This window comes from Rhizobium sp. A37_96, assembly GCF_053521765.1.
Genome location: NZ_JBNWDS010000009.1, coordinates 210003 through 234001, shown reverse-complemented (window position 1 = coordinate 234001; position 23999 = coordinate 210003). Strand labels below are relative to the sequence as shown.

Genomic DNA, 23999 nt, shown 5'->3' with positions numbered 1-23999 from the left:
TGCCGGCAAGCACGATTGAAACAGGTCCGGAAAGCCTCACCTTATCAACTGCTTATACATATAGCCGGGCAGCGCTTCGACATTTCACGCGAACTGGATGTCGTGTCGAATACTCTTCGTTGCATCGGCTGCGAAGCTTTGCCGTCGCCGGTAAAACTCTGAGCAATTTTCGACCAATCAGGGTCATAAATGACAATCCGGTTCCAGAATGAGCAATTACGGTCGCGGGCAGGCTCAGACTTCTGGCGGAACGTCGGAGGCTGACGAGAGGAGTGCAGTTCGCTCTTGCAGAGGCCTTACGAAACGGGAGTACCATGATGTCGAAATATCTCGAAGTTCTCACCCCGCAAAATTCCCAGATCATCTTTATCGACCAGCAGCCTCAGATGGCATTCGGCGTCCAGTCGATCGATCGGCAGACGCTCAAGAACAATGTCGTGGCTCTGGCGAAGGCGGCCAAGGTATTTGGCGTTCCGGCGACGATTACGACGGTCGAGACGGATGCTTTTTCGGGCAACACCTATCCTGAACTTCTGGGCGTCTATCCTGAGCACCAGATACTCGAGCGCAGCTCGATGAACTCGTGGGACGATCAGAACGTCCGCGATGCGCTGGCGAAGAACGCCGCGAACGGCCGCAAGAAGGTGGTCGTCGCCGGCCTCTGGACCGAAGTCTGCAATACGACCTTCGCGCTCTCCTGCATGCATGACACCGATTACGAGATCTACATGGTTGCCGACGCTTCCGGCGGCACCTCCGCGGACGCGCATAAATTCGCCATGGACCGCATGGTTCAGGCCGGCGTCGTGCCGGTGACCTGGCAACAGGTCATGCTGGAATGGCAGCGTGACTGGGCCCGCCGTGAAAGTTACGACGCCGTGATGGCGATCGTGAAGGAACATTCCGGCGCCTACGGCATGGGCGTGGACTATGCCTATACGCATGTTCACAAGGCGCCCGAGCGGGTCAAGCATGGCGAGCGCATCGGCCCCAATCCCGCCAAGTAGTCGCTCCGTGTCCTGATCGGCAAGAGCGGGGAGAGCCAACAACTCCGCTCTTGCCGAAGTCATCTGGCAGGCTGGGACGAGGCTGTTCCACCCGTTCCAGCAAGCGAGATCGCCTTCAACGACCGTGCAAGTCCGGATTTCAATGGCCGGGCGGCTTTCACAGCGCAGCGTGAAAGGAGCTAATCATGAAAGTCTACCTATTTTCCTTCGGAGCCGGCCTTCTCGTCGGGGTCATCTACAATCTGCTGAATGTCCGCTCGCCAGCGCCGCCGCTCATTGCCCTGATCGGCCTTCTCGGCATCCTCATCGGCGAGCAGATTGTGCCGGTCGGTAAGCAATTGCTGTCGGGAACGGCCTTCGCGGCGGCATGCGAGAAGTCCTATGCCATAGCGCATATTTTCGGACAGCTCCCGGGTCGGCAGGCCTCTGCCCAGACGGAAGCGAGCGAGGAGAAACGTTCATGACTGCACATGACGCAGCCGACATCATCCTGCATCACGGCCTGATCACCACGCTCGACCGTTCAAAGCCTGTGGCAAGCGCGGTTGCGATCAAGGACGGCAAGTTCCTTGAGGTCGGGCATGACGCCGAGATCATGGCGCACGCCGGTCCCGGCACGAAGATCGTCGATCTCAAGGGCAAGCGCGTGCTGCCGGGCCTGATCGACAATCACACCCATGTCGTGCGCGGCGGCCTGAACTTCAACATGGAACTGCGCTGGGACGGCGTGCGGTCGCTGGCGGACGCCATGGACATGCTGAAGCGTCAGGTGGCCGTCACCCCGCCGCCGCAATGGGTGCGCGTCGTCGGCGGCTTCACCGAGCACCAGTTCGCCGAGAAGCGCCTGCCGACCATCGACGAGATCAACGCGATCGCCCCGGACACGCCGGTGTTCCTGCTCCATCTCTACGACCGCGCCCTGCTCAATGCCGCAGCGTTGCGCGCCGTCGGCTATACCAGGGACACGCCGCAGCCTCCGGGCGGCGAGATCACCCGCGATGCGGCCGGCAACCCGACCGGCCTGCTGCTGGCCAAGCCGAATGCCGGCATCCTCTATGCCACGCTTGCCAAGGGACCGAAACTGCCCTTCGACTATCAGGTCAATTCCACCCGTCACTTCATGCGCGAGCTGAACCGCTTGGGCGTCACCGGCGTCATCGATGCCGGCGGCGGCTTCCAGAACTATCCCGACGACTATGCCGTCATCCAGAAGCTGTCGGACGAGAACCAGCTGACGGTGCGTCTCGCCTACAACCTCTTCACCCAGAAGCCGAAGCAGGAAAAGGAAGATTTTCTCAACTGGACGTCTTCGGTCAAATACAAGCAAGGCAACGATTACTTCCGCCACAACGGCGCCGGCGAGATGCTGGTGTTCTCGGCGGCCGATTTCGAGGACTTCCGCCAGCCGCGTCCCGACATGCCGCCGGAGATGGAGGGCGAGCTGGAAGAGGTCGTGCGGGTTCTCGCCGAAAACCGCTGGCCCTGGCGCCTGCACGCCACCTATGACGAAACGATCTCGCGTGCCCTCGACGTCTTCGAGAAGGTCAACCAGGATATTCCGCTCGAAGGGCTGAACTGGTTCTTCGACCACGCCGAGACGATCTCCGACCAGTCGATCGACCGCATCGCCGCGCTTGGCGGCGGCATCGCCACCCAGCACCGCATGGCCTATCAGGGCGAGTATTTCGTCGAGCGCTATGGCCATGGGGCGGCCGAAGCCACCCCGCCGATCGCCCGCATGCTGGAAAAGGGCGTGCATGTGTCCGCCGGCACCGACGCCACCCGCGTCGCCTCCTACAATCCATGGGTCTCGCTGTCGTGGATGGTCACCGGCAAGACGGTGGGCGGGATGCAGCTCTATCCCCGCGCCAATTGCCTCGACCGCGAGACGGCGCTCAGGATGTGGACGGAGAAGGTCACCTGGTTCTCCAACGAGGAAAGCAAGAAGGGGCGCATCGAGGCAGGGCAACTGGCCGACCTCATCGTGCCGGACAAGGATTTCTTCGCCTGCGCCGAGGACGAGATCTCCTTCCTCACCTCCGAGCTCACCATGGTCGGCGGCAGGATCGTCTATGGCGCCGGCCCCTTCGCCAGCCTCGACGACAACCCCGTGCCGCCCGCCATGCCGGACTGGTCGCCGGTTCGCAGCTTCAAGGGCTATGCCGCCTGGGGCGAGCCGGACCATGCCGGCAAGCATTCCCTCAATCCACGCATGATCGCCTCCTGCGGCTGCGCCAACGACTGCAACCTGCATGGCCATGCCCACGCCAATGCCTGGGCATCGAAGCTTCCCATCAAGGACCTCAAGGGCTTCTTCGGGGCGCTCGGGTGCTCCTGCTGGGCCGTTTGAGGCAAGACCCATGCACAGCCTCGAAACGAAACTCGCCGCCATCGCCCGCCCCCTCTTCGGGGCGGCCTGGATGCGCTTCCTGGCCTATCTCGGCCTTTGCGCCGCCTATCTGCAAGGCGGTCTGGACAAGCTCACGGATTTCAACGAAGCGCTTGGCGAGATGGCGCATTTCGGCCTGTCGCCAGCCCCGCTCTTCGCCGTGCTCGTCATAGCGCTTGAGCTTGGCGCCTCGGTGATGATCCTCACCGGCTTTTTCCGCTGGCTCGGCGCACTCGGCCTTGCCGGCTTCACGCTGCTCGCCACCGTCCTGGCGCTCCGCTTCTGGGAATTGCCCCCGGGGATGGAACGCTTCATGGCAGCCAATTCATTTTTCGAACATCTCGGTCTCGTCGGCGGCTTTCTGCTGGTCGCCTGGCTCGATCTGGATCAGGATACTGCAAAGACCATGGAGGCCTAGAACATGTTTTCCCGTTACGCTTATACGATCGGTCTTCTGACTGCCCTTGCCCTGACGCCCGCCGGCGCGGCCCTTGCCCGCGCGGCGCATCCGCAGGTCGGCGTCGGGTCGCAATACGACACCTCCCACGTCTATGTCGATCCGGACAAGGTGGATGCATTCGCCAGCAGTTTCGTTGCTACCTTCGGCGGCGCAAGCACCAAGCAGGTCGTCGCGACCGTGACGCCGACCCCCAGCAGCACCACGTCGCAGCTGCTGCAGACGCCGGTCGGCACCGTCTCGCTCTTCGGCTTCAAGACACCGATCCCCTATCCGTTCGGCGCCGAGCGCACTGGCTATCTCGTCACCGACCTGGACCAGGCGATCGCCGCTGCCCGCGCCGCCGGCGCCTCGTTGGTCGTCGATTCCTTTCCCGATCCGATCGGCCGCGATGCCGTCATCCAATGGCCGGGCGGCGTCAACATGCAGCTCTACTGGCATACGACCAAGCCCTCCTACGCCGCCTTCGACAAGATCCCCGAAAACCGTGTCTACGTCTCTCCCGATGCCGTGGACAAGTTCGTCAAGGCCTTCCTCACCTTCTCGAAGGGCAAGGTCGTCGCCGACGACAGACAAGCTCCGGGCGTCGAGATCGGCCGGCCGAACGACACTTTCCGCCGCCTGCGCATCGAGTCCGTCTACGGCAGGATGACGGTGCTCGCCACCGACGGCCATCTGCCGTACCCCTATGGCCACGAGACGACGGGATATGAGGTTGCGGACCTTGCGGCGACACTCGACAAGGCCAAGGCCAATGGCGCAACCGTCCTGGTGAACGCCTTTACCTCCGACAAGCGGCAGGCGGCCATGGTCGAGTTTCCCGGCGGTTACGTCGCCGAAATCCACGCTGCCGCGGCACCGTGATCGCGATGCGACCGCTCGAGGTCCTGCCACGCGTCTCGACCCACAAGGCCGACCTGCGCGCACAGAGCTTTCTCTCCCTCGCGGCGGTCGCCATTCTTTGCGCGACAACGGGCGCTGCCTTTGCCGACGACCCGCCGGCCAAGCCGAAACGGCCGGCGATCAAGTCCAACCGCTGGCAGGAAGACTGGTCCGTGCTGGCCGATCCGGCGCTTGCGACACAGCCGTTGGACAGGCTGAAGTATCTTCCGCTGTCGGCCGCAGATCCCGGCACTTACGTCTCCTTCGGCGCCAATGTCAGGGAGCGTTTCGAGAGCAACAGCGCGCCCGGCTTCGGCATCGGCGGCGTGGAGCGCGACAGCTATCTCATCCAGCGCGTTCAGTTCCACATCGACCTGCATCTCTTCGAGGACTGGCAGGTCTTTACCCAGTTCGAGGACGATCGCGCCTTCGGCAAGAAGGACGTCGGGCCGGCCGACGCCGACCAGCTCGACCTGAGGCTGGCCTTCCTGGCCTACAGCCACGATTTCGACGCCGGCACCTTCAAGGCGCGCATCGGCCGCCAGGACTTCGCCTTCGACCTGCAGCGTTTCGTCTCTTCGCGCGACGGGCCGAACGTGCGCCAGTCCTTCGATGCCGTCTGGGCCGACTGGGAAACCGGCCCGTGGCGCTTCATCGGCTTCGTCAGCCAGCCGGTTCAGTACCGCGACGACGATCCCTTCGACGATACCTCGAACGGCGACTTCCGCTTCAGCACCGTGCGCATCGAGCGCCAGGTGCTCGGAACCAACGAGCTATCGGCCTACTATTCCCTCTATCAACGCGAAAACGCCCATTATCTCGATGGCGGCGGCCGCGAGAACCGTCATGTGTTCGACACCCGCTTTGCCGGGTCGAGCAAAGGCTTCGACTGGGACGCCGAAGCCATGGGGCAGCTCGGCGATATCGGCGACAAGGATATCCGTGCCTGGGCGCTCGGCGTGCGCGCAGGCTACACATTCGAGGATATCGGCTGGACGCCGAGGATCGGATTGCAGTTCGACATGGCCTCAGGCGACGATCACCCCGGCGACAATACCGTCGGCACCTTCAACCCGCTGTTCCCGAACGGCTACTATTTCTCGCTTGCCGGCTATACCGGCTATGCCAACCTGATCCATCTCAAGCCGTCGATCACGGTGAAGCCGACCGACAAGATGACGCTGACCGGCGCGATCGGCCTGCAATGGCGCCAGACGACCGCCGACGCGATCTATGTCCAGCCCAACCAGCCACTGTCTGGAACCGCCGGCCACGGCGGCGCATGGTCGGGCGCCTACGGCCAGATCAGGCTCGACTACGCGTTCACCCCCAATCTCACGGGCGCCATCGAAGCCGTCCACTTCGAAGCGGGAGATGCCATTCGCCGCGCAGGTGGGCACGACGGGAATTACGTTGGTTTGCAGATGGCATTCGCATGGTGAGGGCCATCGTTTCGATCGAGGACAGACGACAGGGGAAGGGTTTCCACACTTGCAGAGGCGGAGACAAGCGATGACCGAGCCACCGGCAACGCCATCCAGGCAGCAGGACAGCTTTGCGCCGCTCAGGAACCGCGTGTTCTTCGTTCTCTGGGTCGCGACGATCGTCGGCAATACGGGCAGCTTCGTGCGCGACGTCGCAAGTTCGTGGCTCGTCACCGATCTCTCGGCCGCTCCTGCGGCCGTCGCCATGATGCAGGCCGCCGCCGCATTGCCGGTTTTCCTGCTTGCCATACCCGCCGGCGTCCTGTCGGATATTCTGGATCGTCGCCACTTTCTCATCGTCATCCAGCTGGTGCTCGCAGCTGCCAGCGTTTGCCTCCTTGTCCTTTCGGCGACGGGGCTTCAATCGATCACGTCGCTGGTGACGCTGACGTTCATCGGCGGCATCGGAGCGGCGTTGATGGCGCCGACCTGGCAGGCAATCGTTCCGGAGCTCGTCGGCAAGACCGATATCAAGAGCGCCGTCGCCCTCAATTCGCTGGGGGTCAATATTTCCCGCGCCATAGGTCCCGCCGTCGGCGGTGTGCTGCTTGCCTATTTCGGGGCGTCCATTACCTACGGCGTCGATGTCATCAGCTATGCCTTCGTCATAGCCGCGCTATGGTGGTGGAAGCGTCCGGTAGCGCCCGAAGACCCCTTCGGCGAACGCTTTGCAGGCGCGTTTCGCGCCGGCCTCCGCTACGCCAAGGCCAGCCGCGACCTTCACGTCATCCTTGCGCGCGCCGGTGTTTTTTTCGTCTTCGCCAGCGCCGTATGGGCCCTGCTTCCCCTTCTGGCGAGAAACCTGCTCGCAGGCTCGGCCGGTTTTTACGGCATTCTTCTTGGTGCGGTCGGCGTGGGGGCCATCTGTGGCGCTCTGATCATGCCGAAATTGCGGAACCGTTATGATGCCGACGGCCTTATGCTTGGCGCCTCGGTACTTACGGCCGCCGTCATGGCGGGCCTGGCTTTCGCTCCGCCCCAATGGGCCGCCGTCCTCATCCTCCTGGTGCTTGGGGCCGCCTGGCTCGCCGCGCTGACGACGCTCAACGGAGCCGCGCAAGCCGTCCTGCCGAACTGGGTGCGCGGGCGCTCGCTCGCCGTCTATCTCACCGTCTTCAACGGCGCGATGGCCGCCGGCAGCCTCCTCTGGGGTCTGGTTGCCGAGGCGATCGGCCTGCCATGGACCCTGCTGGTCGCCGGCATCGGGCTTCTAATCGCCGGGGCGGGGCTGCATCGCCTGAAGATCCCCAAGGGCGAGCAGGATCTCGTTCCCTCCAATCACTGGCCCGAGCCCCTGACGGCGGCACCCATCGAGAACGATCGCGGACCGGTCCTCATTCTGATCGAGTATCGCATCGATCCCGCCGATCGCGAGGCTTTCGTCGCGGCCGTCTCCGACCTGTCGCGCGAACGGCAGCGCGATGGCGCCTATAGCTGGGGCATCACCGAAGACGCCGCCGATCCGCAGATTTTCATCGAATGGTTCATGGTCGAATCCTGGGCCGAGCACATCCGCCAGCATCGCCGCGTCTCGAAAGCCGATGCCGATATCCAGCAGGGCGTCCTTTCCTATCACCGGGGAAGCGACCCGCCACTGGTTCGCCATTTCATTTCTGCCCGCAAATGACCGAAACAAGCCATCAGAATTGAAGGATCCCCTCATGCCTGAGCGTTCCAAGTTTCATCTCGAAATGAGCCGCCGCGAAACCCTGCTGACCGGCGCGGCGCTGACCACAGCATTGATACTGCCGACAGACCCGGCCGGCGCGAAATCCACCACCGAGCAACATTCTACCAAGGGAGCCAACACTATGTCGTTCATCACCACCAAAGACGGCACTCAGATCTTTTACAAGGACTGGGGCTCACGCGATGCGCAGCCGATCGTCTTCCATCACGGCTGGCCGTTGAGCGCCGACGACTGGGACGCGCAGATGATGTTCTTTCTGGAGAAGGGCTATCGCGTCATCGCGCATGACCGGCGCGGTCACGGCCGCTCCAGCCAGACGGCGACCGGCAACGAGATGGATACCTATGCTGCCGACGTTGCCGAGCTTGTCGAGCATCTCGACCTCAAGAATGCGGTGCACATCGGCCATTCGACGGGCGGCGGCGAGGTCGCCCACTATGTTGCCCGCGCCAGGAAGGGCCGCGTCGCCAAGGCGGTCCTGATCGGCGCCGTGCCGCCGATCATGGTCAAGTCCGACAAGAACCCGGGCGGGCTGCCGATCGAGGTCTTCGACGGTTTCCGCGCGGCCCTCGTTGCCAATCGGGCGCAATTCTTCCTCGACGTGCCGACGGGACCGTTCTACGGCTTCAACCGGCCGGATGCCAAGGTCAGCCAGGGCGTGATCCAGAATTGGTGGCGCCAGGGCATGATGGGCGGCGCCAAGGCGCACTACGATTGCATCAAGGCCTTTTCGGAAACGGACTTCACCGAGGATCTGCAGAAGATCGACGTGCCGACGCTGGTTCTGCACGGCGAGGACGACCAGATCGTTCCGATCGCGGATTCGGCGCTGCTGTCGATCAAGCTGCTCAAGCACGGCACGCTGAAGACCTACAAGGGCTTCCCGCACGGCATGGCAACCACCCACGCCGACGTCATCAATGCCGATCTGCTCGAGTTCATCAAGGCGTAGTCTTCCCGCGAGATCGCCTTCGGCCGGGTGAATGGCTCTTCCGGCCGAAGGGTCTTATAGTAGCGAAATCGCAGCCTCGGGAACGTTGGCAGCGACTGGTCCATTACCTTTGGGGAGAGGTTTCCAATGTCTGCTATTCTGGTTCTGACCGTCTTTCACACGCTTGTCAGCCTCGTTGCCATCGCAAGCGGCATCTATGTCGTGGTTGGCTTCATCACCGACACGCCGGTTCTTCGTGCGGCACGCTGGTTCTTATGGTCCGTGGCGATCACGCTCATCACCGGGTTCATGTTTCCCTTCAACGGCGTTACGCCGGCCATAGCGGTGGGCATCCTCTGTGTGCTGATCTTCATAGCGACTGTCTATGCACGCTACCGGACACAGATGACCGGCATTTGGCGGCTTTCCTACGTGATCGGATGTCTGCTTCTCCTCTATTTCAACTGTCTCGTCTTGATCGCGCAGGTCTTCCAGAAAATCCCGCCGCTGAACGCCATTGCCCCGACCGGCAATGAGCCGCCCGTTGTCGCAAGCCAGGTCGCGCTGCTGATATTGGCCATTGTCGCGGGCATATTCATCGTAAGGGGCACGAAAAACCGCAGCTTCGGATGAGGCCAGGTCAGGAATAACTACCCGCCGGCTCTCCTCGGGCAAAGCTCACGCTCGCTCGAAGCATTGGTGTTGGCGGACGCTGGCCGGCGATACGTGACGCAAGAATCAATGGATCTCCTTGCCCCATCGACCGAGGGGAGCAATTCCCGGAAAATTGCGCATTGATTTTTCGACCGAAGCTTCGTGAAAACAATGAGGTAGGGCGGTTCGGAGGTCCGGTGAAGAGCCAACCCCTCCCAGGAATTTCCACTTCACGCTGCAATCCCACTCGATTAAATCCAAACTCGGAGTTATGCTGGCCGCGCCGTCATCTTTTTCGCATTCTCCATGGCTTAGGGATCGTCGCCTTGTCGCAAGGTCGAATCATCGAGCCAACAGCGTGCAAACACTATGCGTCTAGGGTCACCATAAACGTGATTGGGCCACGATGACTGAATTGCAAAACATCCAGAACCCGCCCCGAAAACTCGTTTCCATCGAGGAAATCATCGATATCAAGACGCGACGGCCGATCGCGACCACCCGGGGCCGGGGATGGGATGGCGTGACCGTCGATCTCTACCGTCCGCGTCCGGATTGCTCGCAGACCTATCCGGCTCTCGATCATCATCTGATCTGCTATTGTCCCTCGGGAAGAGCGCGGCTGATCCAACGACGAGACGGTGCCGTGCACGAGGGCATCATGTCCGCAGGCATATCGCTGCTCATGCCCGCAGGATGTGAATCGACATGGGAAGGGCCGACGGCGACATCGGCGAGACTTAGAATTCCAACCGCGCTGGTGGCGGCCGCCGGAGAACAATTCGGCAGGCACAGCGTCCCCCAAATCGAAATCCGGAACATTTTCGAGACGCGCGACACCCTGATCGAGCATATGGCGCTCGTTCTCCTGTCGGAACTTCAGCAAAAGCCTCATCCGGCGCAAGCCCTTATTATCGATCATGTTTCCGCCGCGCTTGCGGCACACCTCCTGCGAAAATACAATGCTTTCGAGGCAATAGAGCCTGACAGGCTGCCCCGCTTGAGCAAAATGGAGGTGGATCGCCTCGCGGATTACATTCAAGACAATCTCGACCGGATGATCGGCCTTGGCGAATTGGCGGAGATCGTCAATGTCAGCCGCTTTCATTTCGCGCGCATTTTCAAGCAGAGCACCGGCATGACGGCGATGACCTTCGTCGAGCAATGCCGGATCAACAAGGCACAATCGCTCATCTCGGAAACGGATGTCTCGCTTGCGGAAGTCGCCCTCATAACCGGATTTGCCGATCAAAGTCATTTCACCAGGCGGTTTCGCCGCCTGATCGGCAGCACGCCCGCCGCTTTTGCGCGCGAGCACGGAAGACGATTCAAGCGGCGCCTTCCCAACTAGCATCCGAGCATCATCGCCGTGAGAACACGCTGAATCTTCAGTCTCGCGAACTGCCCGCGGTCAGGCCCCTGATGCAGGGTTCGCGAAAGAAGGCGGCCGCCACTCTCCTTCTGCGAACGCCTTCAATGCTTTCATCATCCGATCGTTCTCCTTCATAAATGCCCGGATGATCGGCGACTTGAGAAACCTGACGGGACCGTGGAATGACAGTTCGAGACGGCGCATGAGCCTGACCGTCTCGCCTTCAACCGCAATCCTGTGAAAAAGCCGGATGCCGATGGTGCCCATAAAACGCGGTTTCATGGTCATCGGCTGCTCGAAATCGAGTTCCCCTGGCCGGATCAGGGACGTGACCGTTCCGTGGCGCGTGCCGAACGGTCCAGGTTCGACATAGGTCGTGCCTACCTTGATCGGTCCGTCGGAGATTTGAAGCGTCCCGTGATAGGCCGCCGAATTCGGCAGCCATCGATCATAGTCCCGCAAGTCGGCGAGCAGTGAAAATACGTCGTCGGCAGAGGCTGCAATGCTCGTTTCCCAGACAAAGCTCTCCACCGCCCCTATGACCTCTCTCCTGATCCCTATCGCTTTATGTTCGCTTCCGACAATCGAAAGGTTACACAAAAAATAAAAATTAAACGGCTCGCGTCCTCGCGGCAGCCAGCTTATTCTGCCCTTATCTTTAGTGTGCGGAATAGCTGATGCTGGATATTACCGATCGCATTCTGGCAATACGCCAGTACGTTGACGATGGTGTCGCCGCCGCGATAGAGCAGCTGATCCGCGAAGCCCCGGATACGCGGCTCAATCGGATAAATCCTCTCGCCTTCGCCCTGTCACACAAGCTCGATGAACGCGAGTGCGTGGCAGCATTTCTCCATGCGACGCAGCTCGGTCTTTTCGAGCTTTCCTGGAATGTGGTTTGCGCCAGCTGCGGCGGCGTCCTTCAGGCATGCGAATCGCTCCGGGCAATCAACCAGGCCCGCTATCGCTGCGCGCTGTGCGCGGTAAACTGCGAGCCCAATCTGGATGAGAGCGTGGAAATCACGTTCACCGTCGATCCCCGCGTTCGAAAGATCGAAGCCCATAGCCCCGAAAGCCTGTCCTTGTGGCCCTATGTCCGGCAGGTCTTCTGGAGTTCGGGCAGCGATCTTCCGGACGATCTGAGCGATGTCGCCAGGGAGGCAGTGCTTGATGCGGTGGAAGTCGCGCCCGGTGAGCGTGTCGTCCGTCAAATCCAGATGAGCGAGGGATTGGCCGTCCTCTTCGATCCCGTGACCCATAGTTCGCAGTCGCTGGAGGTGACGGGCGCGCCTTCGGCGGATCCGCAGCAAATAACGGTTCACATCGATGATACGCGCCTGCAGACCGCGATGCATCGGCTGGCGCCCGGCGTGCTGAATCTCGTCCTTGAAAACAATACGTCCCGAAGAGTGATGCCCATTCTATGGAGCGTGGGGGAAGCGCTCAAACACATGGTCGAGCGTCACATCCCCGTTCTGACCGCCAAGCGCCTTCTGACGCACCAGACGTTTCGCGATCTTTACCGAACCAACGTTCTCGACATCAATCAACGTTTCAAGATCACCAATCTGACCTTCCTGTTCACGGACCTGAAGGGATCGACGGAGCTCTATGAGCGGATCGGCGATCTTGCCGCATTCGACCTCGTGCGCTCTCACTTTCAGATCGCGGAAGAGATCGTTTCCAGAAAAGGCGGCGCCATTGTGAAAACCATCGGCGACGCGATCATGGCAACGTTTCCCAATCCCGTGCAAGGCATCGCCGCCGCGCTTGAAATCAGAGAGGCCGTCAACAGGCTGAACCGCCGGAACAACCGCCAGGAGCTGCTTCTCAAGATCGGGATTCACAGCGGCCCCTGCCTCGCGGTGTCGATGAACGACCGCCAGGACTATTTCGGCCAGACGGTCAATATCGCCTCCCGTGTCGAAAACATCGCATCTCCCGACGCGATCCTCGTCACCTCGTCCTCGGCGGATGATGCGGAAGCCCATGATTTTATCAGGCGGCAGGGTGCCGCCCCCAGCAGTTTCCTGGCCAATCTGCGGGGAATAGACAGAGAAATACGAGTTTATAGCGTTCCTTCCTGAATGGAAAAAGCAGGCCGTCCTCGTGACCCCAAGAAGGCGCGAAGACTTATTTCCGATCAGGTACCATCGACGCTGAGAGATGCAGAAAACATGAAGAGGTTTGTCAAAGGGCGATGAAGACGGCGATCCGTGCAATAGTAGGGCTGGGCCTTGTTGTAGCCCTGTGTGTTCTCTTGTGGTTTGCAACCCGGCCGCCGCCGCTGGTCGTGCAGGGCGAGGTGTCGACGAACCGCGTCGATATCAGCCCGCGCGTTCCAGGGCGCGTGGCAAAGCTCAATGCCGATGTGGGCGACGTGGTCAAGCAGGGTGACGTGATCGCCGAGCTGGAAAGCCCGCAGCTGACGGCATCGCTGCATATGGCGGACGCTGCATTGGCCGTGTCTCAGGCCGATCTCATCCGCGTCAACAGCACCCGTCCGGAAACCATCGATGCTTCGAAAGCGCAGCTGGCAGCGGCCGATGCCGATGTCACGCTCTATCAGGAAGAGACCAGCCGCCAGGCGAAGCTGATCAGCACCGGGGCTTCCACACAGGCACTCGTCGATCAGACCGCCCGCAATCTCGAGGCGGCAATCCGCCAGAAGGAAGCGGCGGAAGCCAATTTGCGGCTGGTCGTCGCCGGCGCCAGCAAGGAAGAAAAGGCCCTCGCGGCCACAAGGGTCGAACAGGCCAGGGCATCCCTGAACCAGCAGCAGGTGGATGTGAGCGAACTGACGATCCGCGCTCCGATCTCCGGCCAGGTCACGACACGCGTGGCCGAGCTCGGCGAAAACTTCTCGGCCGGCGCTCCGCTGTTTTCGATCATCGACATCGACCACCCGTGGTTCACCTTCAATCTTCGTGAGGATTTGCTGAACGGCCTGAAAGTTGGCGATGTCTTCAACGTCTCCGTGCCGGCGCTCAAGCAGGACAAGCTGCAGGTCAAGGTGACCGTCATCAACGCTCAGGGACAATATGCCACCTGGCGGGCAACGCGCGCCACCGGCGACTTTGATCTTCGCACCTTCGAGGTGCGGGCCGAACCGGTCGTCCTGCCGGAAGGATTGCGCCCGGGCATGAGCGTCATTGCCTCCTGGCCCTTCGAGGAGCGTTAAGATGATGCCGCGTGGCCGCCTGCGCCCCGGTTTCGTGCTGGTGTTTCGACGCGAGTTCGGCCTCTTCTACCGGCGGCCTTTCCTGTTCTTCCTTGCGACAGGACTGCCGCTGCTGCTGATGGGGCTGCTGGCGGTGGTGTTCAGCGCCGGACTTGCGACGCGACTGCCCATTGCGGTGCTCGACCAGGATGGCAGCAATCTTTCGCGGCAGATTATTCGGACCGTCGATGCCACGCCCGATACGGCGGTGGCCGTGCGCGTCGCCGATCTTACCGAGGGTCGCGCGCTCATTCTCGCAGGCAAGGTGCACGGATTGCTGTTCCTGCCGCGCAATCTCGAGCGCGACGTCTTTGCCGGGCGCAGACCGGAAGTCGTTTTCTTCTACAACACGCAGACGCTGACAACCGGAAATCTCACTCTGCGCGGCGTCAGCGCCGCAGTGCCGTCGGTCGAGGCCGGCATCCGGCTGGCGCTGCGCACGGCCGAGGGGCAGCCGGTCGACGTTGCCGAAGCCGATCTGGCACCGATACCGGTGCAGGTGAATCCCTTGTTCAATCCAACGCTGAACTACGCGCATTTCCTGCTGGCGGCGTTGCTGCCGAGCGTGTTGCAGGTCGTGATCGTCACCACCATGTCCTATACGATCGGGCTCGATGCCGAAACCCGCCATCGCTTCCGCATTCTCAGGAGGCTCGGCGGCGGATTGTGGCCGGCCATCGCCGGCAAGGTCCTGCCGTATACGCTGCTGTTCCTCGTCGTGCTCGGCATCTCCGATGCCGTGCTGTTCGGCCTACTGGGGATGCCGTTGCGTGGCCAGAACTGGATACTGCTCATTGCCGGCGTGCTCTTCATCCTCGCGAACCAGTTTTTTGGCGTGCTTCTAGCCCTGCTGCTCCGGCCGATGGCAAGCGCGATCAGCATCGGCACGCTTATTTTCGCACCGTCCTTCGGATATATGGGCATCGGGTTTCCGCGCCTCGGCATGAATGTCTTTGCCTATCACTGGGGTCAACTCATTCCCGGCACCTGGTATCTCATGGCGCGCATCGACCAGACGATCCGCGGCACGCCTGCCGATCTTTCCTGGCGACCGATTCTGGTGCTTGCAATCTTCGTCGTGGCGCTGGCCGGCCTGACGGCGCTGAGACTGGAGATCATGCGTTCCCGTAATGCGGCGCAACCAATGCCGGATCTCGCCGCACGGAAGGTTGCTCCATGAAAAGCTTGCTTGCGGTCTTGCGCATCGAACTTAAGCGCGTGCTGGCACTGCGGCCTGTGTTGAGCGTGCTCATCCTCGGTCCCCTCATCTATGCGCTTTACTATCCCCAGCCCTATCGCAACGAGGCGCTGCGCGACGTACCGATCGCCCTGGTCGACCTCGACGGCACCGACAGCAGCCGGCAGCTCGCCCGGCTGATCGATGCTTCGAGCGACGTTGCCGTCGCAGCCGTGCTGCCGGACGAGGCAAGCGCCGAACGCGAGGTCTATCGGCGCCAGCTCTTCGGGATTGTCGTCATTCCCCAGCATTTCGAGCGCGATCTGCTGCATGGGCGGCAATCGCCGCTCGCCCTTTATGCGGATGCCAGCTATTTCCTCATTTACCAGCGTATCTCCGGAGCGGTGACCGCTGTCGCCAAGACCTTCGGCGCGGAAGTGGAAACGGCAAGGCTGATCGCCATGAACGTGGACCCGGCGCTGGCCGTTGCCGCCTCCAATCCGATGCCGCTGACGGCAGTCGCGCTTTTCAATCCTCAAGGCGGATATGCGACCTACATCCTGCCCGCGGCATTCGTCCTGATCCTGCAGCAGACTTTGCTGATCGGCGTCGGCCTGCTGGGTACGATACGAGACGGCCGCCTCGCTGCGGATCGGGCCAGCGCATCGGCGGGACCGGTCTCGCTCGTGCTCGGCAAGATGCTTGCCTATCTCGTGGTGGAAGCCTTCGTCGTGCCTTTCTATCTCATCGTTCTTCCCTATCTCTACGGCATCCCGCGCCTCGGCTCGCTTTGGGCGGTCATCATGATTTCGCTGCCTTTCGTGTTGGCGGTAGGCGCCCTCGGCATTGCGATCTCGCGCCTGATCCGCAGTCCGCTCGCGGTTCAGCTGGTGTTTGCGGCAGCCGGCCTGCCCTTCCTGTTCCTGGCGGGCTTCTCCTGGCCGACGGAAGCCATTCCGGAACCTCTGAAGACGCTGACGATTCTGCTGCCGAGCACCACCGCGATCAATGGCATCGTCGAAGTCTCACAGCTTGGAGCACCGCTGTCGATCATGCGTCTGCCGCTCGCGACGTTGTGGATACTCGCGGCGGTCTACGCAGGTATCGCGATACTGTTGGAATCCTATCGCTCGCGGAAGGGACAGGAAACCGATCCCCTGCCCGAGGCGTCTTAGAGACTATCAGCTCCACCCGGAATCCCCGGGGCCGTTTTGCCCTATCGCTTTTCCAGGCATTGCCGGGGAGCACCTTTGGCTTTTGTCGCAGTTCGCGGAGCTGATCGGCAAGCCGTGTTTTGACGCGTCTACCATGCCGCCGCCTGCCTTGAACCAGGTCCTCGACAGATGGGAAGACGATCGAATTGCCGCGTCGGAAATCGGCGATCGCGCTAGATGGCCGCCTCACGTTCCAACAGCAATCGGAAACCACGCCGGGCAACGCCGTTCAATACAGCCTGTCAAGTTTGGCAGTTAATGCCGTGGAAAGCCGCTCAATCGAACGGATTGATCGCGGCCGCTTTGGCTTCGATTTCGTTTCCATCGCATCAGCAACGAAAAGAAAGGCGGGAGGATATGGCGACACCGGCTGCGGTTGTTTCATTCAAGGCAAAGGCGGGATACGGCGAGGAGGTCGCGCGTCTGATTTCGAACGCGCTACCCCATGTCGAACGGGAGGCAGGTACGACGACCTGGCTCGTGCTGCGCTCGGAGGCGGATCCGGACACGGTTTTTCTGGTCGATCTCTTCGCCGACCAGAAGAGCCGGGACGCTCATTTCAACGGCGAGGCCGCAAAGCTGATCTTCGCCACGGTTCCTCCCCTTCTGGCGGATGCGCCGGGCATTCATCCCTCCACGGTGAGCGCACAAAAGACAATAGCCGACTAAGGAATTTATCAGCGATGTCCGTTGCTCGAAATTACGCTGCCCTTCTGTCGAGAGGTAACCTTTCAGGCGCCGGACCGAACTTCACATTAGGCGGATATCGCCGCCCCAGGCGACCGAGCAGTCTTCTGGACCATCCTCATAAATCGGAGAATAGCAATGTCTAATCGCATGTTGTCTACGCTTGTCGTCGGTGCTTTTGCCAGCGCCATCGGTGCTCTTTCCACTGCTCCGGCAAGCGCCGAGGAATTCACGGCAGCGCAAAAGAAGATCCAGGCCGAACACACCGCCCTCGTCAAGTCGGGCAAGGTCGAGCCCTGCTTCGGCACGGCCCTGAAGGGTCAGAACGATTGCTACGCCGGCGCCGGCACCACCTGCGCAGGCACGAGCACTGCCGACTACCAGGGCAATGCCTTCAAGCTCGTTCCCAAGGGCACCTGCACGACGATGTCCACGCCAAACGGCCCGGGCAGCCTTACCCCCAAGGCTTGATCCGGAAGACCGGCCGCGTTTCGGCGCGGCCGGTCGCATCGTATCTGCAATCAGGTATGGATCCATGCAAAAACCCTCTGGTTCCCTCTTTGAACTCGACATGCCGGCACGCGCCGGCGTCGGACTCAAGGCGGAACATTACCGCCACATCATCGAGACCCTGCCTGACATCGGCTTCTTCGAGGTCCATGCCGAAAATTACATGGGAGCAGGCGGACCGCCGCACCGGTATCTTGCGGCAATCCGGGAGCGCTATCCCCTCTCGCTCCATGGCGTCGGTCTTTCCATCGGCGCCGACCGGCCGCTGGACAAGGATCATCTCCGGCGGCTGAAGACCCTGATCGACCGATACAAGCCTTCGCTGTTTTCCGAGCATCTCGCCTGGTCGACGCACGACGCAGGCTTCCTGAACGATCTTTTGCCGGTGCCCTACACGGCGGAGACGCTCGGCCGCGTCGCCGACCATATCGACGAGGTCCAGGAAGCCCTCGGCCGCCAGATGCTGCTCGAAAATCCGTCCACCTATCTTGCTTTCTCTGAAAGCACCTATTCCGAAGTCGATTTCATTGCCGAGGTCGTTCGGCGCACCGGTTGCGGCCTGCTGCTCGATGTCAACAACGTCCATGTCTCGTGCACGAACCAGCTTTGGAACGCTCTCGACTACGTCAATTCCTTCCCGCTTGCTCACGTCCGGGAAATTCATCTGGCGGGGCACGCAACAGAGGCCGACGACGACGATCGGCCCCTGCTCATCGACACTCATGACCGGCGCGTCGACGATCTCGTTTGGGACCTGTATTCGCATGTCGTCAGCCGCGCCGGCCCGCTCCCGACGTTGATCGAGTGGGACACAGATCTTCCGGATTGGCCCGTGCTTGCGGCGGAGGCTGCGCGCGCGGAGCTGCTGATGCAGGAAGCAGCCAGTGCAAACCGCCAGGCTGCAGCCGAGTAGTTCAGGCCGATCCGGACCATTATCATTCGCGAGGGTTTACACATGACCAGCCACAGGATTGGCGTCTACTACGCCTGGGATCGGGCAAGCGAAACTGCCGCTCCCCTGGAAATCATCGAGAACCGCTTTCCGGCGCTCTTCGAAAGCCGCAGGATCCTCTACCCGCATTTCGAGGAACTGTCCGACCCCGCACAATTCGATCAGGGCATTGCAGGCTTCCTCGATCAAATCCTCAAAAAGAACTTTGTCGCCTTCGTCGAGCACGCGGCGGCCACGACCGGTCAGGCCGTACTGGAGATCGAACGCGGCGGCGACGCGGGAAGTGTCGTGCGGATCGACGACAAGACGCTCGAGGCGATCGATACGCTCATCATCATCAGCTTCGATTCGCTGCGAACCCATCAGCAGGCAGGCGCCGAGGAGATCGAGGCGGTTCGATCCTTCCTGGCAAAACCCGGCAATCTGCTCTTCGTCTGCCCGCATCACGACATCGGCGACGTGGACGATGTGGCGCAGGAGGAGCGGACGGAGATCCAGACGGAGCATTTCCTCCATCATGGCGATCGCACCATTCCTCCCCAACAGCGTTTTGGCGGCTTCGCGCGGACCCTGCTTGCAGGGCTTGGCCTGCCAATCGAAAACCGCTTCGGGCTGCATCCGGCGTCCGAGCCGGATGGATCGCCCAGCCCGATCAAGGTCGAGCATGACCTGGACCGGCTAGGACTGCTTTCGGACGTGCCGACGTTCAATCTTCATCCCCACCTGCCGCACTTCGTGAGCATTGGAGATGCCGCAGGGAAGATGGATGTGCTTGTTCGCCAATCCATCGACCTTGCCGCTCCGCCGCATCCTTTCACACGCGACGGACGATCCACCTTCGACGCCTTGCTGCAGTCGCGGCCCGGCGTTTTCGGCGGCGATCTGCTGGTCGGTGACGCGACGCTGTGGAGCTCGACGGCCGGTGGCCTGGAAAGCCTGCGTCGCCTCTGGACGAACGTCGTTTCAAGAGGGGATGGCTGATGCCCGCAATGCCGTCCCTGGGCGAAAGGCAACATGCTTTCGCCTGCGCCCTGCTCGATCCGGAGCGATCCGTGCCGGAAGGCCTGGTCGGCCCGGATGGCCGTCCGAGCCGGAAGCGGTTCAATGTCTATCGCAACAACGTCGTCGTCGGCCTCACCGCGACGCTGAAGGACGCCTTTCCGGCGGTTGCCCGCATCGTAGGCGAGGAATTCTTCCTCGCCATGGGCCGAATCTATGTCGCCATCGAGCCGCCAAGCTCACCCATCATGCTCGACTACGGAAAGGGGTTTCCGACCTTCCTCCAAAGTTTCGAGCCGGTGGCGAGCCTTCCCTATCTGAGCGACGTCGCGCGGATCGAACGCGCATGGGTCGAGGCCTATCATTCGGCTGACATCGCACCATTGGAAGCGGCGGCCTTTGCTCAGATCAGCGCAATGGATTTTCCAGAGCTCCGCGTCACGCTTCATCCCTCCTGGCGGATCGTGCGTTCGGCCTTTCCCGCGCTGACGATCTGGCAGATGAACATCGGCGATGCGATGCCTCGGGAAGTCGACATGGAAGCGGGCGGCGAGGATGCCTTCGTCCTTCGCTCCGGCACAAACGTCGAGATCAGATCGCTCCCGCCCGGCGGCGCCGATTTCATCGAGGCCCTGGCCGAGGGATTTACGATGATGGAGGCCATGAAGCGAGCCATGACGGACGAAAGAGGATTCGATCTGTCAAGCTGCCTTTCCGGTTTGATGACCGCGCACGCCTTCATCGCCTTCGACATCGCAACTGCTCAACACAGCCAGCCGAGGCAAGCATCATGACGGCCTTTCAATATTCGCCCGGCGGCCTGCGCGGCTTGATCCTTCGCATCGCGGCCCTGATCGGTCTGATCGGCTCATCGGTCGCTCCACCGGTCCTGCGGATCGCACTTGCACTCCCCTTCCTTCGCTCCGGCTTGACCCGATGGGATGGCTTTCTGTCGCTTTCGATCGGTACGCAGTATCTGTTCGAGGAGCAGTTCAAGCTTCACATTCTCGGCAATCTCTATGGCTTCCCTGCCCCCGATGTTGTCGCCTATCTGGTCGGGCTTGCCGAGATCACCTTGCCGATACTTCTTTTCGCCGGCTTTGCCACGCGCTTCGCAGCTCTCGCGCTGCTCATCATGACAGGTGTCATACAGCTGGTGTTTCCGGACGGATGGGTGAATTTTCACCTCTACTGGGCCGCGATAGCACTTGCCATCATGGCGCTTGGCCCCGGCGTGCTTTCGCTTGACTACCTGATCTATCGCTTCTTCTCGCGCTCGACCGTTCAGGGCGGGACTACATGAGCGAGGAGCTTGACGATAGGCCGAAACTGATCGTGGCCGAGCGTTCGGACAGATACAACGGATTCGACTGGACCATGCTCATGGCGCGCGCTCAAGGCGGCGATGCGGCCTCATACTTGCGCCTGCTGCAGGAGATCACGCCCTATCTGCGCTCGCTTGCCGGCAAGTATCATCGGGATCCACGGGATGTCGAGGACACCGTGCAGGACATTCTGCTGACCATACACTCGGTACGAGAAACCTATGACCCATCCCGGCCATTCGGACCTTGGCTCGTGGGCATCGCCAATCGCCGCGCATTCGACCGGCTGCGCCGTCAATGCCGGCAGCGCGCCCACGAATTTCCGCTGACGCAGGAACACGATGCCGTTGCAACGACGGAGAATATCGAAGAGACTGCGAACAGGCTTCCTCTTGAAGGTGCGATCGGCAATCTTCCTCCTGCGCAGCGGCAGGCCATAAGCATGCTCAAACTGAAGGAAATGTCGCTGAGGGAGGCTGCAACGGAGAGCGGCATGTCCATCCCCTCGCTGAAGGTGGCCACCCACCGCGCCTTGAAGAGCCTTCGCAAGGTGCTGCTGGATCGTGGTGGACATTGATGGAGACCGCCGATCTCATCCGCTCTCTCGCAGACAATATCGCACCGGTCAGGCCGCTTCGGCCGCCGTTGTTGAGGGCGGCCCTCTGGTTGTGCGTGGCGGCTGCCCTCATGGGCCTGCTCATCGCCCTGCACGGTGTTCGGCCCCGGTTTGCGGAGCGGATGGCGGAGACCGGCTTCATGATCGGTGTGCTGTCCTCTCTGGCAACCGGCATTCTCGCGGCGATCGCAGCCTTCATGATAAGCCTTCCCGACAAGTCTCGCCTCTGGCTATTCTTGCCACTTCCTCCCCTTCTGCTGTGGATGTCGAATATCGGCTACCAGTGTCTTGCCGGATGGGTGGCGCTTCCGCCCGGCGCCGTGACCGTGGAGGCTGCTTCCGGTTGCTTGCTAACGCTCGTTGTCACGAGTGTGCCGCTGTCCCTGCTGATGGTGGTCATGTTGCGCCATGTGGTGCTGCTGCGACCTGTTTCGGCGGCGCTGATGGGCAGCCTGGCAGTCGCCGGTATCGCCTCCTCGGCGCTTTCGATGTTTCATCCGCTGGATGCGACGATCATGGTGCTCGGCTGGAATTTGGGAACGGCGGTTCTGCTGGTCCTGGCGGCGGCCGTCTACGGTCGCAGCATTTCTCGACGCAATGCCGGGCGCATTGTTTTTTCGAGGCACCGGCAGCGATGACGACAATGTCCGCCCCCCTGCCCATAAGATACTTCTTCGGATTTCCCAGCGATGCGCGCAATTGCGATGCGTGGCTGCGGGCCATCCGCAAAGACCGTCTTTCATCAACGGAGTGAGCTTTGGACGCCTTTACCGTCAGTTTGCTTCTTATTGCGTCCGTTGTGGCGAGCAGCATTCTGGCGCGCATGTCACCCTTCGTCCTGCCGCTGCCGTTCGTGCAGATCGCCCTCGGCGCCTTGATTGCCTCCGTTTTCGATTTCCAAGTTCATCTCGATCCCAGCACCTTCCTGCTCTTCCTGGCGCCGCTGCTGTTTCTCGACGGCTGGCGGACTCCGAAGGATGGCCTGCTGCGCGACAAGGGAACCATTGCCGCGCTTGCATTCGGGCTGGTGATCTTCACGGTCATCGGGGCCGGATACTTCATTCACTGGATGATTCCGGCCATGCCTCTTGCGGTCGCCTTCGCGCTTGCCTCGGCTATTTCGCCGACGGACGCCGTGGCGGTATCGGCCATCGTCGCCCGCGTACCCGTTGCCAAACGGCTGGTTCACATTCTGGAAGGGGAATCGCTGCTGAACGATGCTTCCGGCCTGGTGTGCATGCGTTTTGCCATCGCCGCCGCCGCAACCGGTTATTTTTCCATCACCCAGGCTTTCGGCGCGTTTCTGTGGGTCGCCACCGGCGGCATCTGCATCGGCACGCTCGTCGCCTTTCTGGCGACGCGGGGTAAGGATTGGGCATCACGGCGCTTCGGCGAGGAGACCGGGTCGCAGATTTTGATCAGCCTGCTTATCCCGTTCGGCGCATATATCCTTGCCGAACGCGTCGAAGCGTCTGGCATTCTCGCCGCGGTCGCCTCCGGCATCGTCATGAGCTACGAGGAGCTGGCGGGGCGTGCGTCGGCCACGACGCGCCTCCAGCGCACCGCCGTGTGGAACGCGCTGCAATTTGCGGGCAACGGCGTCATTTTCGTGCTGCTTGGAGAGCAGTTGCCGACGATCGTTTCCGGGGCTGCCGACGTCGTGCAGGAGACCGACCATGCCGGGCAACTCTGGCTGATCGGCTATGTTCTCGCTATCGTTCTGGCCCTCCTGGTGCTGCGGGCGCTCTGGGTGTGGGGCACGCTCGGCCTGATGCTTCTTCGCAGGCAGGACAGTGACGAGCGTTTTCAGACGCCCACCTGGCGCGTGGTCGCGGCGGCCTCGCTGGCCGGGGTGAGAGGCGCGGTCACGCTGGCCGGCGTGTTCGCATTGCCTCTGACGTTGAACGACGGCTCACCCTTCCCTGCCCGCGATCTGGCGATCTTCCTCGCCGCCGGTGTGATCGTCGTATCTCTGATCGCCGCAAATCTGGGCCTGCCATATGTCCTGGCCGGCGTGACGGCGCTGCCGGAACCGATGCGCCAACGCGAGGAAGACGATGCGCGCATTGCCGCCGCCCGCGCGGCAATCGAGGCGATCGAACAGCGCCTGCAGAACATGCCGCCCAGCCAGCGGCCCGTGGATCTTCAAATGGAGATCGCCGCCCGCGTCATGGAGCTCTATCGGCAAAGGCTGGAGAACCGCATCAAGACGGGCACGAATACCGACCTCGCGCGAAGCATGAGCGAGATCGAGCGCGAATTGCACCTGATCGCCATACGCGCCGAGCGGGCCGAGCTTTATCGGGTCGCCCACGACAACAATCTGCCTGAAGAGCTTACCAGCCAGCTGATCCGCGAAGTCGACCTGCTCGAATCGCGGTTCAGCACTCTGTGACGGCATCTCCGGCGCATCGTGCCGGCGCGGCCGTCGAA

24 protein-coding genes are annotated in these 23999 nt (G+C 61.6%); 23 read left to right on the top strand and 1 reads right to left on the bottom strand.

The window, feature by feature from the left end; all coding sequences use genetic code 11:
* Positions 1–317 precede the first annotated feature (317 nt).
* The 10 genes from ACQZ6J_RS22175 to ACQZ6J_RS22130 all read left to right on the top strand — a co-directional run bounded on the left by ACQZ6J_RS22175 (position 318) and on the right by ACQZ6J_RS22130 (position 10845).
* Positions 318–1007 (top strand): hydrolase, encoded by a 690-nt coding sequence (locus ACQZ6J_RS22175; RefSeq protein ID WP_449085642.1) that lies wholly within the window; start codon positions 318–320, stop codon positions 1005–1007.
* Positions 1008–1192: 185 nt separating this feature from the next.
* Positions 1193–1471, top strand: coding sequence for a XapX domain-containing protein (locus tag ACQZ6J_RS22170; RefSeq protein WP_163989387.1), 279 nt, complete (start codon positions 1193–1195; stop codon positions 1469–1471).
* Positions 1468–3357: an amidohydrolase gene (locus ACQZ6J_RS22165; protein WP_449085641.1), complete on the top strand. Its 1890-nt coding sequence runs from the start codon at positions 1468–1470 to the stop codon at positions 3355–3357. Before ACQZ6J_RS22170 ends, ACQZ6J_RS22165 begins: the two co-directional genes overlap by 4 nt.
* Positions 3358–3367: 10 nt before the next feature.
* Complete coding sequence (locus ACQZ6J_RS22160; RefSeq protein ID WP_449085640.1) at positions 3368–3814, top strand: DoxX family protein; 447 nt, start codon at positions 3368–3370, stop codon at positions 3812–3814.
* Positions 3815–3817: 3 nt separating this feature from the next.
* Positions 3818–4717 (top strand): glyoxalase, encoded by a 900-nt coding sequence (locus ACQZ6J_RS22155; protein WP_449085639.1) that lies wholly within the window; start codon positions 3818–3820, stop codon positions 4715–4717.
* A gap of 5 nt (positions 4718–4722) precedes the next feature.
* Complete coding sequence (locus tag ACQZ6J_RS22150) at positions 4723–6177, top strand: alginate export family protein (RefSeq protein WP_449085638.1); 1455 nt, start codon at positions 4723–4725, stop codon at positions 6175–6177.
* Positions 6178–6247: 70 nt separating this feature from the next.
* Positions 6248–7846: an MFS transporter gene (locus tag ACQZ6J_RS22145; RefSeq protein ID WP_449085637.1), complete on the top strand. Its 1599-nt coding sequence runs from the start codon at positions 6248–6250 to the stop codon at positions 7844–7846.
* Between the two features lie 184 nt (positions 7847–8030).
* A complete protein-coding gene (locus ACQZ6J_RS22140; protein ID WP_449085653.1) occupies positions 8031–8861 on the top strand; it encodes an alpha/beta fold hydrolase in 831 nt (276 codons plus the stop codon).
* Between the two features lie 126 nt (positions 8862–8987).
* Positions 8988–9473, top strand: a complete 486-nt coding sequence (locus tag ACQZ6J_RS22135) for a hypothetical protein (protein WP_163989397.1) — start codon at positions 8988–8990, stop codon at positions 9471–9473.
* 427 nt (positions 9474–9900) lie between these two features.
* The gene (locus ACQZ6J_RS22130) at positions 9901–10845 is read left to right on the top strand and encodes a helix-turn-helix domain-containing protein (RefSeq protein WP_163989399.1); all 945 of its coding nucleotides are present in this window, start codon (positions 9901–9903) and stop codon (positions 10843–10845) included.
* Positions 10846–10905: 60 nt separating this feature from the next.
* On the opposite strand, the gene ACQZ6J_RS22125 is transcribed toward ACQZ6J_RS22130, so the two are convergent.
* Positions 10906–11397 (bottom strand): SRPBCC family protein, encoded by a 492-nt coding sequence (locus tag ACQZ6J_RS22125; protein ID WP_449085636.1) that lies wholly within the window; start codon positions 11395–11397, stop codon positions 10906–10908.
* Between the two features lie 146 nt (positions 11398–11543).
* On the opposite strand from ACQZ6J_RS22125, the gene ACQZ6J_RS22120 reads away from it, so the two are divergent.
* The 13 genes from ACQZ6J_RS22120 to ACQZ6J_RS22060 all read left to right on the top strand — a co-directional run bounded on the left by ACQZ6J_RS22120 (position 11544) and on the right by ACQZ6J_RS22060 (position 23961).
* Positions 11544–12953 (top strand): DUF5939 domain-containing protein, encoded by a 1410-nt coding sequence (locus ACQZ6J_RS22120; protein ID WP_449085635.1) that lies wholly within the window; start codon positions 11544–11546, stop codon positions 12951–12953.
* A gap of 113 nt (positions 12954–13066) precedes the next feature.
* Positions 13067–14047 (top strand): HlyD family secretion protein, encoded by a 981-nt coding sequence (locus ACQZ6J_RS22115; protein WP_449085634.1) that lies wholly within the window; start codon positions 13067–13069, stop codon positions 14045–14047.
* Position 14048: 1 nt separating this feature from the next.
* Positions 14049–15266: an ABC transporter permease gene (locus ACQZ6J_RS22110; protein ID WP_163989407.1), complete on the top strand. Its 1218-nt coding sequence runs from the start codon at positions 14049–14051 to the stop codon at positions 15264–15266.
* Positions 15263–16438, top strand: coding sequence for an ABC transporter permease (locus ACQZ6J_RS22105; RefSeq protein ID WP_163989408.1), 1176 nt, complete (start codon positions 15263–15265; stop codon positions 16436–16438). Before ACQZ6J_RS22110 ends, ACQZ6J_RS22105 begins: the two co-directional genes overlap by 4 nt.
* A gap of 396 nt (positions 16439–16834) precedes the next feature.
* A complete protein-coding gene (locus tag ACQZ6J_RS22100; protein ID WP_449085633.1) occupies positions 16835–17146 on the top strand; it encodes a putative quinol monooxygenase in 312 nt (103 codons plus the stop codon).
* 156 nt (positions 17147–17302) lie between these two features.
* Positions 17303–17635 carry a BufA1 family periplasmic bufferin-type metallophore gene (locus ACQZ6J_RS22095; protein WP_163989411.1) on the top strand — a complete coding sequence of 111 codons (333 nt, stop codon included), beginning with the start codon at positions 17303–17305 and terminating at the stop codon, positions 17633–17635.
* Between the two features lie 64 nt (positions 17636–17699).
* Positions 17700–18587 carry an MNIO family bufferin maturase gene (bufB, locus tag ACQZ6J_RS22090; protein WP_449085632.1) on the top strand — a complete coding sequence of 296 codons (888 nt, stop codon included), beginning with the start codon at positions 17700–17702 and terminating at the stop codon, positions 18585–18587.
* A 42-nt stretch (positions 18588–18629) separates the two neighbouring features.
* Positions 18630–19607 (top strand): hypothetical protein, encoded by a 978-nt coding sequence (locus ACQZ6J_RS22085; protein WP_163989415.1) that lies wholly within the window; start codon positions 18630–18632, stop codon positions 19605–19607.
* Positions 19607–20419, top strand: coding sequence for an HvfC/BufC N-terminal domain-containing protein (locus tag ACQZ6J_RS22080; protein ID WP_449085631.1), 813 nt, complete (start codon positions 19607–19609; stop codon positions 20417–20419). Before ACQZ6J_RS22085 ends, ACQZ6J_RS22080 begins: the two co-directional genes overlap by 1 nt.
* Positions 20416–20928 (top strand): DoxX family protein, encoded by a 513-nt coding sequence (locus tag ACQZ6J_RS22075; RefSeq protein WP_449085630.1) that lies wholly within the window; start codon positions 20416–20418, stop codon positions 20926–20928. Before ACQZ6J_RS22080 ends, ACQZ6J_RS22075 begins: the two co-directional genes overlap by 4 nt.
* Entirely contained in the window at positions 20925–21527 is a 603-nt protein-coding gene (locus ACQZ6J_RS22070) for a sigma-70 family RNA polymerase sigma factor (RefSeq protein WP_163989419.1), read from the top strand. The genes ACQZ6J_RS22075 and ACQZ6J_RS22070 overlap by 4 nt, the downstream gene beginning before the upstream one ends.
* Positions 21527–22204 carry an NrsF family protein gene (locus tag ACQZ6J_RS22065; RefSeq protein WP_449085629.1) on the top strand — a complete coding sequence of 226 codons (678 nt, stop codon included), beginning with the start codon at positions 21527–21529 and terminating at the stop codon, positions 22202–22204. The genes ACQZ6J_RS22070 and ACQZ6J_RS22065 overlap by 1 nt, the downstream gene beginning before the upstream one ends.
* 119 nt (positions 22205–22323) lie before the next feature.
* A complete protein-coding gene (locus tag ACQZ6J_RS22060) occupies positions 22324–23961 on the top strand; it encodes a Na+/H+ antiporter (RefSeq protein WP_163989423.1) in 1638 nt (545 codons plus the stop codon).
* Positions 23962–23999 lie beyond the last annotated feature (38 nt).

Excerpts from the sequence above, each read along its gene's own strand:
- ACQZ6J_RS22175 (WP_449085642.1), top strand. The coding sequence starts at position 318 with ATGTCGAAATATCTCGAAGTTCTCACCCCGCAAAATTCCCAGATCATC.
- ACQZ6J_RS22170 (WP_163989387.1), top strand. The coding sequence starts at position 1,193 with ATGAAAGTCTACCTATTTTCCTTCGGAGCCGGCCTTCTCGTCGGGGTC.
- ACQZ6J_RS22165 (WP_449085641.1), top strand. The coding sequence starts at position 1,468 with ATGACTGCACATGACGCAGCCGACATCATCCTGCATCACGGCCTGATC.
- ACQZ6J_RS22160 (WP_449085640.1), top strand. The coding sequence starts at position 3,368 with ATGCACAGCCTCGAAACGAAACTCGCCGCCATCGCCCGCCCCCTCTTC.
- ACQZ6J_RS22155 (WP_449085639.1), top strand. The coding sequence starts at position 3,818 with ATGTTTTCCCGTTACGCTTATACGATCGGTCTTCTGACTGCCCTTGCC.
- ACQZ6J_RS22150 (WP_449085638.1), top strand. The coding sequence starts at position 4,723 with ATGCGACCGCTCGAGGTCCTGCCACGCGTCTCGACCCACAAGGCCGAC.
- ACQZ6J_RS22145 (WP_449085637.1), top strand. The coding sequence starts at position 6,248 with ATGACCGAGCCACCGGCAACGCCATCCAGGCAGCAGGACAGCTTTGCG.
- ACQZ6J_RS22140 (WP_449085653.1), top strand. The coding sequence starts at position 8,031 with ATGTCGTTCATCACCACCAAAGACGGCACTCAGATCTTTTACAAGGAC.
- ACQZ6J_RS22135 (WP_163989397.1), top strand. The coding sequence starts at position 8,988 with ATGTCTGCTATTCTGGTTCTGACCGTCTTTCACACGCTTGTCAGCCTC.
- ACQZ6J_RS22130 (WP_163989399.1), top strand. The coding sequence starts at position 9,901 with ATGACTGAATTGCAAAACATCCAGAACCCGCCCCGAAAACTCGTTTCC.
- ACQZ6J_RS22120 (WP_449085635.1), top strand. The coding sequence starts at position 11,544 with ATGCTGGATATTACCGATCGCATTCTGGCAATACGCCAGTACGTTGAC.
- ACQZ6J_RS22115 (WP_449085634.1), top strand. The coding sequence starts at position 13,067 with ATGAAGACGGCGATCCGTGCAATAGTAGGGCTGGGCCTTGTTGTAGCC.
- ACQZ6J_RS22110 (WP_163989407.1), top strand. The coding sequence starts at position 14,049 with ATGATGCCGCGTGGCCGCCTGCGCCCCGGTTTCGTGCTGGTGTTTCGA.
- ACQZ6J_RS22105 (WP_163989408.1), top strand. The coding sequence starts at position 15,263 with ATGAAAAGCTTGCTTGCGGTCTTGCGCATCGAACTTAAGCGCGTGCTG.
- ACQZ6J_RS22100 (WP_449085633.1), top strand. The coding sequence starts at position 16,835 with ATGGCGACACCGGCTGCGGTTGTTTCATTCAAGGCAAAGGCGGGATAC.
- ACQZ6J_RS22095 (WP_163989411.1), top strand. The coding sequence starts at position 17,303 with ATGTCTAATCGCATGTTGTCTACGCTTGTCGTCGGTGCTTTTGCCAGC.
- bufB (WP_449085632.1), top strand. The coding sequence starts at position 17,700 with ATGCAAAAACCCTCTGGTTCCCTCTTTGAACTCGACATGCCGGCACGC.
- ACQZ6J_RS22085 (WP_163989415.1), top strand. The coding sequence starts at position 18,630 with ATGACCAGCCACAGGATTGGCGTCTACTACGCCTGGGATCGGGCAAGC.
- ACQZ6J_RS22080 (WP_449085631.1), top strand. The coding sequence starts at position 19,607 with ATGCCCGCAATGCCGTCCCTGGGCGAAAGGCAACATGCTTTCGCCTGC.
- ACQZ6J_RS22075 (WP_449085630.1), top strand. The coding sequence starts at position 20,416 with ATGACGGCCTTTCAATATTCGCCCGGCGGCCTGCGCGGCTTGATCCTT.
- ACQZ6J_RS22070 (WP_163989419.1), top strand. The coding sequence starts at position 20,925 with ATGAGCGAGGAGCTTGACGATAGGCCGAAACTGATCGTGGCCGAGCGT.
- ACQZ6J_RS22065 (WP_449085629.1), top strand. The coding sequence starts at position 21,527 with ATGGAGACCGCCGATCTCATCCGCTCTCTCGCAGACAATATCGCACCG.